We start from the raw sequence: 14,471 nt of genomic DNA on the forward strand, positions 1-14,471 counted from the left end.
CATCACTCTCCTTTATAGTTTCCTATTAACTTCCTATATGGAATCCATGCATATTGAGAACTATTTATTGTATGGTCATTTGCATCCTCTGGCTCGTCCTTATCCTCTTTCCAACTATAAACTTCTAGCTCTCCTATATGTTCTTTACATGTATCAACAACATAGTAGAATATACCCTCAATAGAATCTATCCATGTTTGTACGAAAAGTATTCTATCAAGTATTTCAACTTTCTTATATGAGTTAATAAAGTTATATAGATTAGGTTTTTGCCTTTTAAGTTTCTTCAATTCTGTTATTGTTGCTTGGTCTGCACTATCAACAAATACATCTCTAGCAAGTCCCCAATTCTTTCTATTCTTCTCTAAAAAGTTTACAAATTTAATAGCCGTATCACTTGGAGCTAAAGGCCTTTCTTTATTATCTTTGTTGTTATACACTTCTTCATCAAGATATATAAGCTTCTTATCCTCTGTTATACCCATGAAGGTCATAGCAATAGTATCATTACTTTGACTTGAATAAGATGTATCAAGTCCAGCTGTGTAATATATAAATTTAAACTTCTTAGCTTCTTGCTTAGTTATTAGATTCTTTTTCCTATCAAAGCAAGTAAATATAAGTCCTGTTGCTCTACCTCTTAAGCCTAGTATCTTATTCTTATATAACTTAGTTCCTTTTGGAGCACTCATTTTCTTTTTCTCTATATCCTCATTACTAAGACTTGCATTATCATAGAAACTAAAAAACCAGTAGGTCCAATTAGGCTTCTCTTCTGAATTGAGTTGCTCTAATATTTCTACTGGTACATCTTTTTTATATTTTTCTAATGGTCTACTACAATTTATAAACTCTGAATAAATAGGTAAGTTAGGGTCATCAGGATTAAGTGTGGCCATAAGATAATCATTTCTAGTACATATCTCTCTTACAAATTCAATACTTGCTGTGTTAATCTCATCTATAAGCACACAACCAAATTGAGAACCTAATGCCATCTTCCACTTATCAACATTGTCATATCCTAAAATATAAATTATCTTTTCTCCATTACTGGTTTGATATCTTATATGAGGTATCTTATTATCCTTATCACCATTACCGTTATACTTAACTAAATCCCCAAATACATCTATAATTCCATATTCCTTTTGGATTATATTCTTCTCTGCTACCCCTGTTGTTTTAGCTGCTATAACATGCATTTTCTTTTTAGACTTAGCAACCTTTAGCATGAACTTTGTAATTCCTACTGTGGTCTTTCCTGCTGCTGTTGTACCTTCTAAAAATTCTACAGGAGCATTATGTTTTAAAAAAGCTTTATACTTAGGAGATAACTTATATTCATTGCTCATTGTCTTCATCACCTAATTGCTCTAGTATTGAATCTAGCTTAGTTGTAGAATTAATTTTCATATTGCCGCTATGTTCAATATCTTGTTTATCTCTCCACTCTTGTGGCTTTCTATTCTTTAACCAAAATATTTGTGCTGTTGTATCTGGAAGTACTTCCTTTTCAACTTCTTTAGTTACTTCTAATTCACCTGTAACCTCACTAATTTCTTTGGTTACTTCTTTGTATCTATAGCCTAATGCCCTTTTTAAGAGTGCATTTTCTACTTCAAAGTCTATTACTTCTTTACCCTTTTTTAGGACTTCGGAAAGTTCGGAATGTTCCTTTTTATATTTATAAAATGTAGTTAATCCTATACCTAAATTCTTAGCTATTTGTTCATCGGTGAGCCCATTTCTTGCCCACCCTCCAACTAATATCAATTTATCTTTTACATTAGTTTCATATTTAGACTTTGCCATGAACTCACCTCTCTTAGTTTATAACTATTATTTTTGAGTTGGAAGAAACTGAATAGATATCAAATTATTTTTATTTATAGTAAATGTAAATTCATCTTTTATATTATCTTTTCGCAAATCTCCCCTTATTATATGCCTTGATATGATTACTTCATATAAATAGTTATGTAGTTCATTGCATATATTTTTATCTAATTTACTTACGTATTCATAAATAAAAAATTTTAAATCTGATTTGGAGAAAACTATTTTATCTTTATTATTCAATACCCAGTAATATTCAAAAATTTTTGTATTAAAATTTGAGCTTTTATCAACTGAATTATTTAACTTTTTATATAAATCCTCATCTTCTTTAACCTTTTCTACTATATATTTATAAAATAGCATATCCTGACCATATTCCGTCTTCATGTTATAAACCCTAATTCTCTTATTAAATTTAAAAAATTTAATAAGAGAACGTAACCACATAATAGTTGACAATAAGAATATACTTCTTAACATAACTTCTTTATAATTTGGTATATTTTTTATTATTTTTATTCCAATTACATCATTAGAATATCCTAAAACTGAAATTAATAGGGATATAAAAAATAGTATTTTGTTACTATCCACTCCCGCCTTGTACCGTTCTTCTAATTTATCTATTTTCCTTATTAATAGATCTTCGTAATGTAATAATCTTTGATGTTCAATCAATGTTTTATATTCATTTCCTTCTTTTTTTGCCTTTCTATAATATACCATTGTGCGCCTCCGATAATTATATAAAATTTGTGTTATATGTAATTATCGTATAGTTACACTTCATCTTTATATATAACTAAAAGTTAGTTTCACAATGCCACCCCCTTAATTTATCCATTAAAAAAGAGCCCTGTTATGAGCTCCCTTTAAATTAAATTTTTATAAATGCTTTTCATTACCTTTTGTTGGATATAAATTCTACAAGCAAACCATTTTCTAAAAGTTGTTTAGTCTCCATAAGACACGAAAACTCTGATATATCACCTATGTCTATTGTTAAATTTTCTTCTGGATCATCTATGTGTCTATTTAAAATAATTATTCTATGTTCCTGTTGATATTCATAAGTTTTCTTATCTTTATAAAAAAATCTATTATTAGTTGGAAACCCATATATCCTGTCTGAATGATTTTGGTTCATGTCTGTGTATTCTACGCATCTTGCTTCATGCTTTATATTTTGTTTTTTAAATGCTTCGTCAATTCTGTTCAAGAAATCACCCGGTGAAATATGTAAAGCATATTCCCCAAACTCTTTGATGATTTCCTCTTTTTGGATGTCGGTAAATTCTAATATATATTTATTCTCATCATATTTTTTTAAATTATCTTCTGTTATGCATGTCATGCAAAATACCGGCGTGCTTAAATCTTCCGTATTTCTTGCTATAGCTCTTTTTGATTTTGCTGTTACTATTTCTTTCCCTGTCAAAGGATCTTTAAATTTAATCGTAGCATCATTTATAATTAAAGCTGCCTCGTTCGAATCTCCTCTGCCCTTAGTTTTATTCTTTTCTTCATAATCGATAAAATGTTGTAAATTTCTCATGTAAAGTTTCCCACTTTTAAGTGACTCTAAATGTTTTTTCTTGCCAAATTTAAAGAAACTAATCATGCGTTGTGAATTCTTTTTTATTGCAGTTTCCATGTTAATACCTTCTTTCATATATTTGTTTATGTTATATGTTTCTACACAAAAGAAGGTAACCCTCTAGCAATCGTTCGCCCTTTTATTCTACAACTTATATAAAAAGGAAATATTTATACCAAAACTATTAAACTCACCTCTGCCTAATAACTCCCTTAATTCTCCTATAGCTTCTCTCACTCATACATTCTCTTAAATTATCACTTACATTTTCCTTCTTAATCTTCCTACTAGAACAATAAGGACACACTAAATATCCTTTCATGCCTTCTACATCTTCACTTAATAAAACAAACTCACACTTACAGCCACAACACTTGTAACTTGTATAAATACTTAGCATATCCTCACATCCTTTTTTAATAATTAGTTATAATTAATTCTTTATACTTTCCTCTTGCATTCTGCTCTTTAGAAACAGAGTAATTAACCTCAACTTCTTTTATATTAAAGTCCTTGTACCATTCTCTAACCATTTCATGATCATTTATAGTTAATAAGAACTTCCCTTTTAAATTTATAAGCTTATCTCTTAATATTAAATGTTCTTTTTCTTCAAATGTATTACCATAACCTGTAGTTTGAAAATATGGAGGATCACAAAAGAAAAAACTATGTTTTCTATCATACTTTTCAATAACTTTTTCAAAACTTAGATTTTCTACATAAGTATTTCTTAGCCTTTCTTTTATATCTCCTAGAACTCCTTTATAAAATATCTGTGGCGAAGGTCTAGTCGTGGTCCCATACCCGTATGTTCCCATTCTACTTGCAAAGCTTTGAGATATTAAATATAAAAACCTCACTGCTCTATGTATGTCAGTAAGGTTTCCTATCTCAATATTTTTATATTCTTCAAATACATCTCTACCTGAGAACTCATATTCTAGTTGTCTTTCTATTTCAGGAGCATGATACTTAATCATCTTAAATAAGTTTATTAATTCCTTGTCTATATCATTTATAACCTCTATTTTTGAAGGCGCTTTTCCAAAATAAACCCATCCTGCTCCAAAGAATAATTCAACATAACAAATATGTTCTGGTATCAGTTCTATTATTGTTTTTCTTAATTTACTTTTTCCGCCCATACGAGCTATTGGTGGCTTAAGCATTTATATCACTCCTAGTAATTTTTATTCTATTGGGTTAATTACACACCGCCACCATATAAAAAAGCACCTGGATTATTCCAAGCGCTTTACTTAAATTTTCTATGATACTAGAATAACATGCCTTTATAGTGGTTTTAATGCAGACTTAATGCAAACTTAATGCACTATTTTTTAATATCTAATTTAATCTCTTATACTCCAATTTATCAAAGTAATCCATTGACTTTTATGAATATTCTTATTATAATTAATGTTACAATGTAGCTATTAACTGGAAGATGTATCATAACTATAAAGATACATCTAAAGGAGTAATAGATATGCCTAAATTATTAATATTTTTCCTTGATAAGCTATTTGGCGAATCAAAGATTGTGATAGTTATTGGTAACAATAATACTATCAATTAGGCTAAAGAGCGGTTTACCGCTCTTTTTTATTTTTATTTATATTTAATAGCTAATCCACAATTCCCATCTCGCTACGTCTTCAACTAATTTTTGTCTTTTCCTAGTTGCAGTTGATTGATCCATTCCTAACCTAACTCCAACTTGCCAATCTTTCATCCCTTCTTTATATTTTAAATTTAGAAACTGTTTATCTTCATTTCTTAAATCTTTTATATTCTCTTTAATTATTATATTATCTGCTTCTATGTTTCTTATTTCTTCTTCTATTCGTACTATTTCTTCCTTCTTTCTAGCCTGTTCATTTATTAACCTGTCTGTTATCCTCATAAGTGCCCTTTCAGCATAACTTGTACCATCACTGGATGTTTGCACTCTTTCTTCATAAGCAATACATTTGCTTTCTTCTGGAATATCTATATCAACTTTTTTTAATTTAATTTCTATTTCTTCTATTTGTTTATATAATAAATATATTTTCTTTTTTAGATTTTCTATTTTTTTATCTTTCCCGTAGTAATTATATAGTTTCTTTTCTGTTTTTCTAAATTCTTCTTTATCTATCATCTAATCACCTACTCCTAATTAAAAATAAAAAATACCGCATATTCATTTGTGAATAATGCGATACTTTAATGTGATACTTACTTTTTTAGTTTAGTAACATACGAAATTATAATTTTATGAATAAATTGGTACTTACTGAAGTTTATATAACTGGTCAAGTATTCTCTTTACTTTGCAACGCATTTTAAGGATTTGTGGTTGAAGTACATTTCTCAACTTCTCTCCAGCCTCAGATGAATCATTATTAAATAAAAGTTGATTATCTGAAATAGGGTGTACGTATTCTGGAGTTAAATAGTAACAGATTTCTGTTAAGGACTGAATTATATCAACTTTAATATTATCAATATCTTGATTAGAAAAAACATAACGTTTTTTCTTCCATTTAGATGATATATCATCAATTTCATCTGCTAACCTCATACTAAAAGGTTGTGATGCAAAATCAGTATTCACAACATATTCCATTATATCTGTAACATCTTTTTTTAATTCTCTTAATAATATTCCATCATCCGAAAAAGGTTGATATCCACTAATAATACCCATTATATCATCTAAAGTCATTATTTTAACAGTAAATTCTTTATTAAATTCCGAAATCAGATTAATTACTGTGGATGTTATACCGGAACGTTTTCTTTTTATTACAAAAAAATATTCTTTTATATCTTCCCATTTACCAGCATTTTTAAGATCCATGAATCCCCTAAAATCACTCTTTAGTTTTTGAATTGCTTTATCATCAGTGTATATTTCTGGAGCATATACTGCAAATGCTGTTATATAATTTAATACACCATCAACTTTTAAGTCTCCGAACTTTCCATTTGTGCTTGTAGGCACATAATTTAATCCATATTTACTTTTCATTATCTGTGAAAATACATCTTGAAAATGATTTCCATAAGCTTTTTTTAATTCATCATATATAGACATATATCTTTTCTCCCCTAAAAATTACTATTTTATAAATCAATTAATACAGATAATAACCATAATAATACCATTTATTTTAAATTCTCAATCATCCTTCTAATATCAGCTTCCCTATATCTATTTTGTTCTGTTGTCCAAGCAACTGTCATATTTATTTTTTTTAATAATCTAATAAGTTCATTGATATCTTCTACACTTGAATTTGTGTACATATACAATTTTCTAAGTGTTTTATCTTGCGGAGTCCCTACAGACAATTTTCTTTGTCCTATTAATACTGTTTTATCAGATTCATCAATAACATTTAATGTTCTAATAATATTGCAATTATCTCTTAAACTCCTTATTTTGTCATCTGTATTAATTTCTTGTGGGATAGCCATATTAATTTGATTAAGGAAACCTATAAAATTAAAATTCCTATCTGTAGGTCTTAATTGTAATTCTTGAATAAAACAATTTTGCACGTCCTCATTTATATAGGCTTTAAATGTGCCCGCTATATGATTTCCATACAATTTAATACTTTTCATAATGCTTGTATTCCTCATATATAAAAATAACATATCCTTAGATTCTTTATCTTCTTCTGATAAAAACATCATAAATAAAAATCTACCTCTACCTATTTCCAAATCAAACGCCAATGCTTTATCTGGAGATTTTAAAGTTGCAATATACACATTTTTCAATTTATCAAAATCAAATTCTACTGCCATATATAGATCCACTCCTTAAAACTTAATATTTATCTATTATTTTAAGTAAATTATAACATATTTCCCTAATATCGCATTATTCAATTTTCAAAGAACATTTATTTAAAGTTAGGAAATAAGCTTTATATCCCCTAACTACAAAACTATTTATTTTACATTTCTTAAATCCAATTTCATTTGATTATCTGCCTTTTTAAGCATTAAAAAATCATCATCTTCAAATCCGTTAAGTAAGTTTGGAACAGGGCTTATAGTGGTCTCCCACCCATAACCTAATGTTCCTAATACTTCTTTCCAACCTTTTATATCTGGCTCTATTAACTTGTCTCCATCTATCTGTTTTAGGCAGCTATATATATGAGCTACAATCTGTTCATTGCTTATTCTCTCCATCCAAAACCCTCTGCTAACTATAATAAACTTGTACCCTGTTAATTTAGTTAATTGTGCTGGAGCTTTCTTGATTTTCATTACCCAATCAGTTTCTCTGTTTATTTCATCTGCAACATAATCAATATCTTCTAGGAATAATATCTTTTCTATATTTACACTTACTAAGTTAGGCGATAGCTCTTTAAGATTTTCTTTTATCTTTAAAGCCATAGGATGGTAAATATCATTTTTTATCCAGTGTTTACTATCGTATTTGCCATTTCCTAAAGCTCGTACCATTTGAACTCTTCCTTCACCCTCTGATGTGACAAATTGTAGGTTATAGCCTATACAATCTATTTCTTTCATTTCTCCTGTTTTATCGTTTATAATTCTTATTTTTGGCATTTCTTATTCTCCCTTCTAATCTTGTTTAATTGGTCATATCCTATCCACCCTGTAGGACTATATTTCAAGGATCTAGCTACCCATGTAAGCTTTAAATCCGGATACTTATAATCAAACATTTTCCTTCTCATTTCTCCCTGTTGTGTACTCATACCTTTAACGTCTATAAGTTCTTCTGTTCCATCAAGATGATATACTAAAAAATCTGGTGCATATGTTATTGCTCTATATGTCTTACCATTCTTTTTAAATCCTGGTTGTAATTCATATTTAGGCTGTAATTCAAAGTTTAATATCTTTCCTTGAGCTTTAAGTTTCTTAAGATATTCATAATACTTACCTTCATCCTTTGAATCAAATTTAATGTCATCTATAACAATTTCCTTAGATCCATATTTACTTTTCACTATTAAGCACCTCTTTTTTCTGTAAATATAAAAACCCATTCATATTCTCTATGTGGTATGCGTCTAAATACTCATTAGTAAGCCGTATTCGTTCTTTAAAAGTTTTATAGGGTATTGCCATTACTTTTATGTTTCCCATGTTTAAAACTCCTTTTATGCTTAAAATAATGTATTAACGTTTTATTTCTCTAGTACACTCTAGGTATAAACTTTCCTAAATTTAGCCTATACCTAGAGTTTTAGTTCTCAATATCTTTGAAATATAACTATTCTATAATTTTATTTTCTCTATGTTCACTCCATAATGGTATTGCATTTTTACCATTATCTATTACCCATCTACCTTCTGAAAATTTAACATAACCAGTGAAGTCAATATTTTCATCATCTCCAACAAGAACTGATTTTTGATTTACTAAATCCCCCTCCCATATACCATCTCCATTTACATCTACACTATCTGTCATTTGTCCCACTGTATATGGATTGACTTCTATATAGTCTGGTATGTTTTCATCATCAATAATTATTGTAGATATGATATAGTGTTTATTTTCTTTATCTGAAATTGTATCGATATGCAAGTTTCCATAATGCCAAATTCCTAATTTATCTTTACCTCTAAAGATTATTTCTCTCAACCCACTCACTCCTTAAATTATTTTTAATTGTTCTGCAGGTGGTTCATAATTCATTAAAATTAATTCATTCCTAACAGGACACTTATCCCCCTCAGCTCTATTTTTTATTTGGCTGGCCGTACTGTATTTCACCATATACCAATCTTGATATAATTCATCAATTAATGGACTGCTGTAATAACAAACCATTGCTTTGCCTTTTATCTTATCTAACCTTTTCTTTAACCTTATATGGTCCTTCTCTTCAAATCCTCCATAGTACATATCCTCATGGGAATGATAAGGTGGATCTAAGAAAAATAATGTATCTTTTGTATCATAAAATTTTATTACTTCTTCAAAATCTCTGTTTAATATATTCCAGTTTTTTATTAGTCCGGCCATCTTAGGAATAAGTTCTGTTGCAGTAATTAATTGCTTGGCCTTATTTTGTGTTTTGGATAATCCTATACCATTTTTATATTTGTGACCTCCTCCACCAAAACAAACCCTCATGAGATAATAAAATCTTACTGCTGATTCTAATTTATCTTCCGGCCATGGCTCCCACTTCCATTTTTCAAATAAACTTTCACTATAGGGTAAAGAGCTGCATTCTTTATATAACCTTTCCGGATTATCCTTGATTACCATCATGTAATTTACAAGTTTATCATTTATATCATTTACCACTGTAAGTTTTACAGGACTAACTGTTTCTTTATAAAAAGGTACTGCTCCGGATCCAAAGAAACAATCCACAAATATTTTATGGTCTGGCATTAAATCCAGGTACTTTTCTTCTTTGCCATGCTTTCCACCAATCCACTTTATATTACTTATATGTTTAAGCTTCATTATCTTCTTCACCCTCCTTATCCCAACCTAATAATTTTCTTTCCAAGCTTTCAAAATCATATTTTCTCTGCTCATAGTCACAAAATTCATTTTGTTTCTTATGCACTACTGTTTTACCTTTACTGCCTTTTTCTATTTGACTTCTTTTAAATGCTTCATCAAAAGCTTTAACATCATCAACTGTTTTAATATTATTTTCTAACCAACTTTGAAGTATTGCTTTTACATAATTTATGGTCCTTACACCATTTTCAACTGCCTTTTCTAAAGCTAACACTATTACTTCTTCGCTTAATCCATCTTCTATAAAGCTATTTAAAGTATCTAATTCAAATTTAGTTATAAGGTGAAAATTATTATTAAAAAAATCAACATATTTTTTATCAACAATATTTTCATCACTTTCATTAATGTTATTGTTTACTTTACTATTCTTTACTTTACTATTCTTTACTTTACTTTGTGTACTTTCTGTAGAATTTACTGGGGTTTTCTCTTCTTTAACCTCTGTTTTTTCTTCGGAAACTTCCGTTATTTCTTCGGAAACTAAATCCAGCTCTTTTTTTATCTTTCTAGCAGCTCTTTTTTTAGTTGCTTCTATAAATCTTTTCTGGATACCTTTAGAAGTTAATACTTTATATTTTTCATACATCTCTCTAGAAAATATATCTCTTATTAAACATTCCTCTACTACATCTTTGACTGTAGTTAACTCTGCTCTAATTTCATCTGTAAACAGCAGCTCCTCGTCTTCACTCCAACCTATATAGTACCCATTAGCATATATTTTCTGTAACAACTTTATAACTATTGCAAAGCCTTCAAGCTTAAATTTAATCTCTATAAACTTGAACTTATCGTCTAAATATACATCTAAAGGGAAATAATCAAGTCCTTCTTTTCTAGGTCTAGCCACGTTTGCACCTCCTTTTATAGAGTTTTCTCCGAATTTACTATAGTTTTAGTGGAGAAAACTCTATTTATGGAATAGTTTTTTCTTACTTTCTTCTCCTATAACTCGTTCACTACTCTTTTTATCTCTCTTAATTCTTCTTCTGATAAATTATGAATTACTATTTCAGAATTCTCCTTTTCATAATCTATAAACATACATTTTCTTGATGTTCTTATTCCCTCTATATTCTTAAATTCAACTCTTCCTTCTTCTTCTAAAATCTCTACTACTGCTGCACTTGAAGTTGCATATGTTCTTATCAATTTTTATCCCACCTTATTTTAAGTTTTCATAACCGCCACACACTCTGTCATATTCAGCTTTTGTAAGTTCAGAAGGCTTTTTGTTAAATACCTTTTTAATCTCCGCTTCAACTGTTTTCTTATCTTTGCCCTTACTATTTGCTATTGCATATAATCTTTTTAATTGTGCTTGTGTTAGGTTGTTTGTTTTCCCCTCTGCTCCTGTATCACCATTAGGTGTGTCACTATCCTTTGTGTCATCTATGCAAAATAATCCGTTTAAAGCATATTTTCTAGCGTATGAGCTTGTACTACCTGTTAATTGACTTGCATCCATACCTTTTTTATTTTCTTCCTCCCTGGCGAAAGCGCTAACACTTTCCTTATCGCACGTCTCTGCGTCTATTACGGATGCAACCGCTTTTACATAATACCTATCGCCTATTAGGACTATCTCGTCTGATATTGTCAAAGCCAGTTTATTTTCTGCCAGTAATGGCTTGACCGCTTCTAGGATGTCCTCACAATTTCTATAACTATACTTTCCAAAGTTGTTGTATTGGCTCTTAGGTGCTTTAAGATTAGCTTGTATATTAAGAAGTTTTTCTTGTAAATTCATATTGCCCTCCTTATCTAATTCTTAAACTAGAAGTTTGCTGTAATTCTACACCTTCAATTTCTTTCCCAGCTTTCAAAGCTTCTAATAATGCCTTTCTATCTAACACTGGATCCTGTTCCACGTAATAATCTTTAGGTATCTTTGTTTCATCTACATACTTAACACTAGGTGCATTATTTTGAATGTTAAAGCTAAATAATTTTCCCTTAAATTTAAGTTTGTTAACTTCTCTCATACAATTTTCAAGATAAGTTTTTAATCCTTTATTTTTAGCTTCCATAGCTTTTCTTTTCTCTGCTATTCTTTTCTCTTCTTCCTTAAACCCATTTATATATACTTCATTAGTTTTAATCAGCTTAGCAATATTTTCCGCCTTTTCTTCTATAGCTTCACCAACTTCATCTAAAGCTTTATTAATCATTCCTTGTGGTACCTCTGGATTGTCTATTAGCTCCTGTAAATTTAAATAGTTTTCAGTTAATTCATATAAGTTCATTTATTTTTCCTCCTCACAACATCTAAAATAAAGCTTGTCATCCTCTTTACTGTAATAAACTTCTTTTATATAAAACTCTGTATTATCTTCATCATGAATCTTAAAATTATTAGCATTTAGTATAGCTAATTGAGAGTTAATGCTCTCTATTAAAATTTCTAGCGATTTAACCATCTTTACAAACCTCCGATTTTCTCATATACTTTAGTTACGATATTTAAATTAATTTATTGGTGGCTTTATGCCATCTCTTTTTTTATTTAGTGTTATATCACCTATATTCTTTACAAGCCTGTGCAAAACTGCCTGCTTATCAGAAGTATTCAAGTCACTATTAACAAGTATCAAACACCTTCCCATATAGCTAAAACGAATACCTTCAACTTCCTTTAAGTTTGCTTCTTTAGTAAAGAAAACGTTTTTGTTATACTTAAAAACCTTATATTTCTCTTGTAACATTTCTTTATTCTCCTTTCTAAATAAATTTTAATCCCTAAATCCTATCCCTTAGTTTACCTGTAAGCTATTAGATATAGCTTTACGAATATCCAATCAAATGCTATCAAGAACAAAACCCTAGCTATATAGTCTAGCATCTTAAAAACTCTTTTCTGCCATATAACCCTTTCTTCTATGTTTTTTAATACCTGTTTCATAGTAACCCCCTTTATTTTTAATCATTGCTTTTACAACTAGCTTGTCCAACTCTTGGCTTAGATCTATGGTTCTTTGGTCTAGTGGACCATACTGCTCTATGAAGTTATAAAGTTTTTCTCTTAGTTCTTCCATAATTACATCACTTCCTTAAATTCCTTTTCTAATCTATTGATTATATAAATCTGTCCCTTTCCAGTAACTTTAGTAGTATGATAAGTAAAAACTCCTTTTGAATTTTCTCTTGTGCCCTCTACTACTTCAAAATATCCTCTATCTATTCCATGTTGCTTAGGCTCTGTACTATTCTTAAATATCAGCCCCCACTCTCTAAGTTTTTGCCACAACCTTCTCTCGCCTATTGTTATTCCTTCTTTACTAGCCAATTTGGCAACTTCCCTAACTAACAAACTGTTCTCTGATGTTGATACTTTATTAGCAAAGTTAACAAGTGGTTTTTGTTGCTCTATTATTTGATTTTTCTTTTCTATAGTCTTTTGTGCTATTAAGATAGCTTTTGCTAATATATCTTCTTCTGATTCATCTTTACCGTGAGGAATATATCCACCTGTTTGTCTTATTTGTGGTAATACTTCATCAAAAACCCATGATTCAAATTTTTCTGCTTGTGGCAAATGAGATCCAGCAATTAATCTGTAAATATCACCTTCTGGTATTAAATTGATTTCTACTCCATTAACTTTTAACCCGTTACATTTTGTAACGCCTTTACACTTCCTTGATAAAGTTGTTCTCCAACTCCCTTCTGCATAACCTAATGATTTTAAAACATCATTTGCTACAGCATAGGGCTTATTGTTTATCTGTATCATTCTTACTGAACCAAACTGTTCGTTTTTAAAAACCTGTAATTCGTTCATACATGCCTCCTAGTCTTTTATTTTTACTTTTATTCCTTCCTTACTTAACAAATAAGCTAAGTAATAAATTCTACTTTCAGAATAGCTTGTTGCAGTGCCTTCCATTGCAAGCTCGCAAAATAATTCAAATAACCCTTCTGGTCTTGTTTCTTGAGTCTGCTTTTCTATCTTTCCTATTTTTCTTCTATCTGTTGAAGTAACTAAAAATAACTTTGTTAATGGCATCTAAATCACTCCTTGACTTTATTTACCCTTAGAACCAGTAGGATTTTAACTGGAGCTTCCTATACATTCCCTTAGTCACCATGGGGATACGTTGTTTACATGGTGCTTATCCTCTACATGAACTAAATATTTTTAAACATTATTTAGTTTTAGACATTGGGTTTTTATCATTTTCTTCATATTGAATACTTAAAATAATATTGAATGCCTTCTCTATTTTTTCTTTATTTAACTCATATTCTCTTTTAACCAAATAACAATCTGTCTTATATTTCATTTATTCACCCTCTTCTTTTGGAAATAGTTCTTCTAAACGGACACCAATTGCATCAGCTATTTTTCTAGCAACTAATAAGCTTGGAATGCTATTCCCTTTCATAACGTCATAAAAATGCGAACGTGAAAGCCCTGTTTTTTCAATAACTTCTGAAACTTTAATATGATTTTCATTCAATAATTCTTTAATATTGTTAGTCATTTTTATTACCTCC

At 29.5% G+C, this 14,471-nt stretch carries 25 protein-coding genes; all 25 read right to left on the reverse strand.

Features of this window, described 5'->3' with window-relative positions; all coding sequences use genetic code 11:
• Window positions 1–2 precede the first annotated feature (2 nt).
• A complete protein-coding gene (locus FNZ64_RS08615; RefSeq protein ID WP_142414403.1) occupies window positions 3–1,355 on the reverse strand; it encodes a terminase large subunit domain-containing protein in 1,353 nt (450 codons plus the stop codon).
• Window positions 1,345–1,815 carry a transposase gene (locus tag FNZ64_RS08620; protein ID WP_142414404.1) on the reverse strand — a complete coding sequence of 157 codons (471 nt, stop codon included), beginning with the start codon at window positions 1,813–1,815 and terminating at the stop codon, window positions 1,345–1,347. The genes FNZ64_RS08615 and FNZ64_RS08620 overlap by 11 nt, the downstream gene beginning before the upstream one ends.
• Window positions 1,816–1,842: 27 nt before the next feature.
• Window positions 1,843–2,568 (reverse strand): hypothetical protein, encoded by a 726-nt coding sequence (locus FNZ64_RS08625; RefSeq protein WP_142414405.1) that lies wholly within the window; start codon window positions 2,566–2,568, stop codon window positions 1,843–1,845.
• Between the two features lie 175 nt (window positions 2,569–2,743).
• Window positions 2,744–3,496 carry a hypothetical protein gene (locus tag FNZ64_RS08630; protein WP_142414406.1) on the reverse strand — a complete coding sequence of 251 codons (753 nt, stop codon included), beginning with the start codon at window positions 3,494–3,496 and terminating at the stop codon, window positions 2,744–2,746.
• A gap of 133 nt (window positions 3,497–3,629) precedes the next feature.
• The gene (locus tag FNZ64_RS08635; RefSeq protein WP_142414407.1) at window positions 3,630–3,839 is read right to left on the reverse strand and encodes a hypothetical protein; all 210 of its coding nucleotides are present in this window, start codon (window positions 3,837–3,839) and stop codon (window positions 3,630–3,632) included.
• A gap of 16 nt (window positions 3,840–3,855) precedes the next feature.
• On the reverse strand, window positions 3,856–4,611 hold the full coding sequence (locus FNZ64_RS08640; RefSeq protein ID WP_142414408.1) for a DNA adenine methylase: 756 nt from the start codon (window positions 4,609–4,611) through the stop codon (window positions 3,856–3,858).
• A 452-nt stretch (window positions 4,612–5,063) separates the two neighbouring features.
• On the reverse strand, window positions 5,064–5,585 hold the full coding sequence (locus tag FNZ64_RS08645; protein WP_243129241.1) for a hypothetical protein: 522 nt from the start codon (window positions 5,583–5,585) through the stop codon (window positions 5,064–5,066).
• Window positions 5,586–5,717: 132 nt separating this feature from the next.
• Window positions 5,718–6,524 carry a hypothetical protein gene (locus FNZ64_RS08650; RefSeq protein WP_142414409.1) on the reverse strand — a complete coding sequence of 269 codons (807 nt, stop codon included), beginning with the start codon at window positions 6,522–6,524 and terminating at the stop codon, window positions 5,718–5,720.
• Between the two features lie 71 nt (window positions 6,525–6,595).
• Window positions 6,596–7,243 (reverse strand): hypothetical protein, encoded by a 648-nt coding sequence (locus FNZ64_RS08655; RefSeq protein ID WP_142414410.1) that lies wholly within the window; start codon window positions 7,241–7,243, stop codon window positions 6,596–6,598.
• 147 nt (window positions 7,244–7,390) lie between these two features.
• Window positions 7,391–8,023 (reverse strand): putative metallopeptidase, encoded by a 633-nt coding sequence (locus FNZ64_RS08660; RefSeq protein ID WP_142414411.1) that lies wholly within the window; start codon window positions 8,021–8,023, stop codon window positions 7,391–7,393.
• On the reverse strand, window positions 8,011–8,433 hold the full coding sequence (locus tag FNZ64_RS08665; RefSeq protein WP_142414619.1) for a DUF1064 domain-containing protein: 423 nt from the start codon (window positions 8,431–8,433) through the stop codon (window positions 8,011–8,013). The genes FNZ64_RS08660 and FNZ64_RS08665 overlap by 13 nt, the downstream gene beginning before the upstream one ends.
• Window positions 8,420–8,569 (reverse strand): hypothetical protein, encoded by a 150-nt coding sequence (locus FNZ64_RS14685; RefSeq protein WP_185903731.1) that lies wholly within the window; start codon window positions 8,567–8,569, stop codon window positions 8,420–8,422. The genes FNZ64_RS08665 and FNZ64_RS14685 overlap by 14 nt, the downstream gene beginning before the upstream one ends.
• 127 nt (window positions 8,570–8,696) lie before the next feature.
• Complete coding sequence (locus tag FNZ64_RS08670) at window positions 8,697–9,071, reverse strand: YopX family protein (protein WP_142414412.1); 375 nt, start codon at window positions 9,069–9,071, stop codon at window positions 8,697–8,699.
• Window positions 9,072–9,083: 12 nt separating this feature from the next.
• Window positions 9,084–9,908, reverse strand: a complete 825-nt coding sequence (locus tag FNZ64_RS08675) for a DNA adenine methylase (protein WP_142414413.1) — start codon at window positions 9,906–9,908, stop codon at window positions 9,084–9,086.
• Entirely contained in the window at window positions 9,898–10,824 is a 927-nt protein-coding gene (locus FNZ64_RS08680; protein ID WP_142414414.1) for a DnaD domain protein, read from the reverse strand. The genes FNZ64_RS08675 and FNZ64_RS08680 overlap by 11 nt, the downstream gene beginning before the upstream one ends.
• 95 nt (window positions 10,825–10,919) lie before the next feature.
• Complete coding sequence (locus FNZ64_RS08685; protein WP_142414415.1) at window positions 10,920–11,126, reverse strand: hypothetical protein; 207 nt, start codon at window positions 11,124–11,126, stop codon at window positions 10,920–10,922.
• Window positions 11,127–11,139: 13 nt separating this feature from the next.
• Complete coding sequence (locus FNZ64_RS08690) at window positions 11,140–11,724, reverse strand: ERF family protein (protein ID WP_142414416.1); 585 nt, start codon at window positions 11,722–11,724, stop codon at window positions 11,140–11,142.
• Window positions 11,725–11,734: 10 nt separating this feature from the next.
• The gene (locus FNZ64_RS08695; protein WP_142414417.1) at window positions 11,735–12,220 is read right to left on the reverse strand and encodes a siphovirus Gp157 family protein; all 486 of its coding nucleotides are present in this window, start codon (window positions 12,218–12,220) and stop codon (window positions 11,735–11,737) included.
• Window positions 12,221–12,394 carry a hypothetical protein gene (locus tag FNZ64_RS14690; RefSeq protein WP_185903732.1) on the reverse strand — a complete coding sequence of 58 codons (174 nt, stop codon included), beginning with the start codon at window positions 12,392–12,394 and terminating at the stop codon, window positions 12,221–12,223.
• A 48-nt stretch (window positions 12,395–12,442) separates the two neighbouring features.
• Complete coding sequence (locus FNZ64_RS08700) at window positions 12,443–12,679, reverse strand: hypothetical protein (RefSeq protein ID WP_142414418.1); 237 nt, start codon at window positions 12,677–12,679, stop codon at window positions 12,443–12,445.
• A gap of 138 nt (window positions 12,680–12,817) precedes the next feature.
• The gene (locus tag FNZ64_RS08705) at window positions 12,818–13,009 is read right to left on the reverse strand and encodes an aspartyl-phosphate phosphatase Spo0E family protein (RefSeq protein ID WP_142414419.1); all 192 of its coding nucleotides are present in this window, start codon (window positions 13,007–13,009) and stop codon (window positions 12,818–12,820) included.
• 2 nt (window positions 13,010–13,011) lie between these two features.
• Window positions 13,012–13,755, reverse strand: a complete 744-nt coding sequence (locus FNZ64_RS08710; protein WP_142414420.1) for a phage antirepressor KilAC domain-containing protein — start codon at window positions 13,753–13,755, stop codon at window positions 13,012–13,014.
• A 9-nt stretch (window positions 13,756–13,764) separates the two neighbouring features.
• Window positions 13,765–13,980, reverse strand: coding sequence for a hypothetical protein (locus tag FNZ64_RS08715; protein WP_142414421.1), 216 nt, complete (start codon window positions 13,978–13,980; stop codon window positions 13,765–13,767).
• A 139-nt stretch (window positions 13,981–14,119) separates the two neighbouring features.
• Window positions 14,120–14,257 (reverse strand): hypothetical protein, encoded by a 138-nt coding sequence (locus tag FNZ64_RS14695; RefSeq protein WP_185903733.1) that lies wholly within the window; start codon window positions 14,255–14,257, stop codon window positions 14,120–14,122.
• Window positions 14,258–14,458, reverse strand: a complete 201-nt coding sequence (locus FNZ64_RS08720; protein ID WP_142414422.1) for a helix-turn-helix transcriptional regulator — start codon at window positions 14,456–14,458, stop codon at window positions 14,258–14,260. It lies immediately after the preceding gene.
• Window positions 14,459–14,471 lie beyond the last annotated feature (13 nt).

The sequence above is a fragment of the Hathewaya massiliensis genome (assembly GCF_902143515.1).
Taxonomy (GTDB): Bacteria; Bacillota; Clostridia; order Clostridiales; family Clostridiaceae; genus Hathewaya; species Hathewaya massiliensis.